Consider the following 2,104-nt stretch of genomic DNA (forward strand, 5'->3'; position numbering starts at 1 on the left):
GAGTGCCGCAGTGCCAGGCCTTCGCCCTTGCGGTCCTCGGTGACGTAGCCGATGCCCTCGCGCACGGCGGTGCGCGGCCCGTGGACCCGGGTCGGCACGCCGTCGAGCTCCAGCACGCCCGCGGTGAGCGGTTCGACGCCCCAGACGGCCCGCGCGACCGCCGACCGCCCGGAGCCCTGCAACCCGGCCAGGCCGACGACCTCCCCGGCCCGGACCTCGAAGTCGAGGTCCCGCACCCGGTCGTTGCCCGCGCCGCGCAACGCCAACCGCACGTCGCCGAACTCCGTGCCGCGGTCCGGGTACAGGGCTTCGAGGGGGCGTCCGACCATGTGCCGCACGAGCTGGTCGGAGGTGATGTCCCGGGTGTCCGCGCACACCACGAACGCGCCGTCCTTGAGGACCGTGATGCGCCGACTCAGGTCGAAGACCTCCCGCATCCGGTGGGAGACGTAGAGGATCGCCATCCCCCGCTCGCACAGCCGGTCCACCAGCCGGTACAGCAGCTCCACCTCGTGATCCGCGAGCGCGGCGGTGGGCTCGTCCATCGCGAGCACCCTGGCGTCGGCGGACAGCGCCTTGACGATCTCCACGACCTGCTTCTGCGCGACCGACAACCGCACCACCTCGGTGGACGGGTCGATGCCCTCCTCGCCCAGCCAGTCCAGCAGCCGGCGCGTCCCGGCCTCCATCGCGCGCCGGTCGACCCGGCCGCGCCGCACGGCTTCACGGCCCAGGAACACGTTCTCCGCGACCGTGCGGTGGTCGAGGAGGGTGAGCTCCTGGTGGATGATCGCGATCCCCGCCGCCTGCGCGTCGCGCGGGGAGGTGAACGAGACTTCCCGCTCCCCCAGCACGATCCGCCCGGAGTCGGGCCGGTGGACCCCCGCCAGCACCTTGAGCAACGTCGACTTGCCGGCGCCGTTCTCCCCGACGAGCGCGTGGACCTCGCCGGCCCGCAGCTCCAGGTCGACACCCCGCAGCACCGGGACGCCGAGGAAGCTCTTGGTGATGCCCTCCAGCCGGACGTTCACGCGGGCACCTCCGCCGGTTCGCCGTCGCGCACCGCGACCACCACGTCGAAGCGGTGCCGGTGCCGGGTCCGGCCGGTCGACCGCGGGAACCGGTCGGTGCGCGACCGGACCGCGGACCCGGCGCCCACGACGGCGGCGCGCGGTGATCGGGTGCCGAGATGGCCCTCCGCGACCGCCCGTGTTCCGTGGGTCACAGTCATGGCCGAACCGTAAGAGCGGTATTGGCGGCTGTCAATCAAAAGTCGCGCTACTTCGGCCGTATAGTGCGGAACTTCGGTCGACTCTCCCGAGACTTTCGGATCTTGTGGTTCACTTATCGGAGTGGAGCCCGACGAAACTCCGACGCGCAGCGCCGCCTCGCCCGGCCACGTGCTCCGGCTGCTCCTGGACGGGACGCCGCGCACCCGCGCCGAGTTGGCCACCGAGGCCGGGCTGGCCCGTTCGACCATCCGCACCCGGCTGGACGCGCTGCTGGAGGCCGGGCTCGTCAGCGACCAGGGCGGCGGGTTGCCCACCGGGGGACGTCCCGCCGGCCGCTTCGCGTTCAACGCCCGCGCGCGGGTCGTGCTGGCCGCGGAGGTCGGCGCGACCCACGCCACCGTCGCCGTCACCGACCTCAACAGCGCCCTGCTCACGTCACGCCGACTCGCGCTGGACATCGCTGAGGGCCCGGAAACCGTGCTGTCCCGGTTGCTCCGGGAGTGGCGCGGCCTGCTCGTGGACGCCGACCTGGCGTCGGTCCCGCCGGCCGGCGTGGGCATCGGGCTGCCCGGTCCCGTCGAGCACTCGTCGGGACGTCCCAACCACCCCCCGATCATGCCGGGCTGGGACGGGTTCGACGTGCCCGCCCGCGTCCGCGACGGGTTCGACGTGCCGGTGCTGGTGGACAACGAGGTCAACCTGATGGCCCTGGGCGAGCACACCACGTCGTTCCCCGACGCCGAGCACATGATCGTGGTGAAGGTCGCGACCGGCATCGGCTCGGGCGACGGTGTCCGTGGACAGCGGCAGGTACGGGCCGTGCTGCTCGTGGCTGCCGACGGGCAGCACCGCCACGGTCGCCGCGCGCGTCC

General features: G+C 73.1%; 2 protein-coding genes and 2 pseudogenes. 1 reads left to right on the top strand and 3 read right to left on the bottom strand.

What is annotated here, in order from left to right:
* A partial coding sequence (locus AB0G02_RS36650; RefSeq protein WP_360804022.1) for a sugar ABC transporter ATP-binding protein occupies positions 1 to 1,031 on the bottom strand: 1,031 nt, incomplete at its 3' end.
* The gene (locus AB0G02_RS36655; protein ID WP_360804025.1) at positions 1,028 to 1,231 is read right to left on the bottom strand and encodes a hypothetical protein; all 204 of its coding nucleotides are present in this window, start codon (positions 1,229 to 1,231) and stop codon (positions 1,028 to 1,030) included. The genes AB0G02_RS36650 and AB0G02_RS36655, both read right to left, overlap by 4 nt.
* Positions 1,232 to 1,400: 169 nt before the next feature.
* On the opposite strand from AB0G02_RS36655, the pseudogene AB0G02_RS36660 reads away from it, so the two are divergent.
* Positions 1,401 to 1,958, top strand: a pseudogene (locus AB0G02_RS36660) (ROK family transcriptional regulator); the annotation flags it as partial.
* 60 nt (positions 1,959 to 2,018) lie between these two features.
* Here the strand turns inward: AB0G02_RS36660 and AB0G02_RS36665 are convergent.
* Positions 2,019 to 2,104, bottom strand: a pseudogene (locus AB0G02_RS36665) (creatininase family protein); the annotation flags it as partial.

This window comes from Actinosynnema sp. NPDC023658, from assembly GCF_040639995.1.
In the GTDB taxonomy this organism is placed as follows: domain Bacteria; phylum Actinomycetota; class Actinomycetes; order Mycobacteriales; family Pseudonocardiaceae; genus Actinosynnema.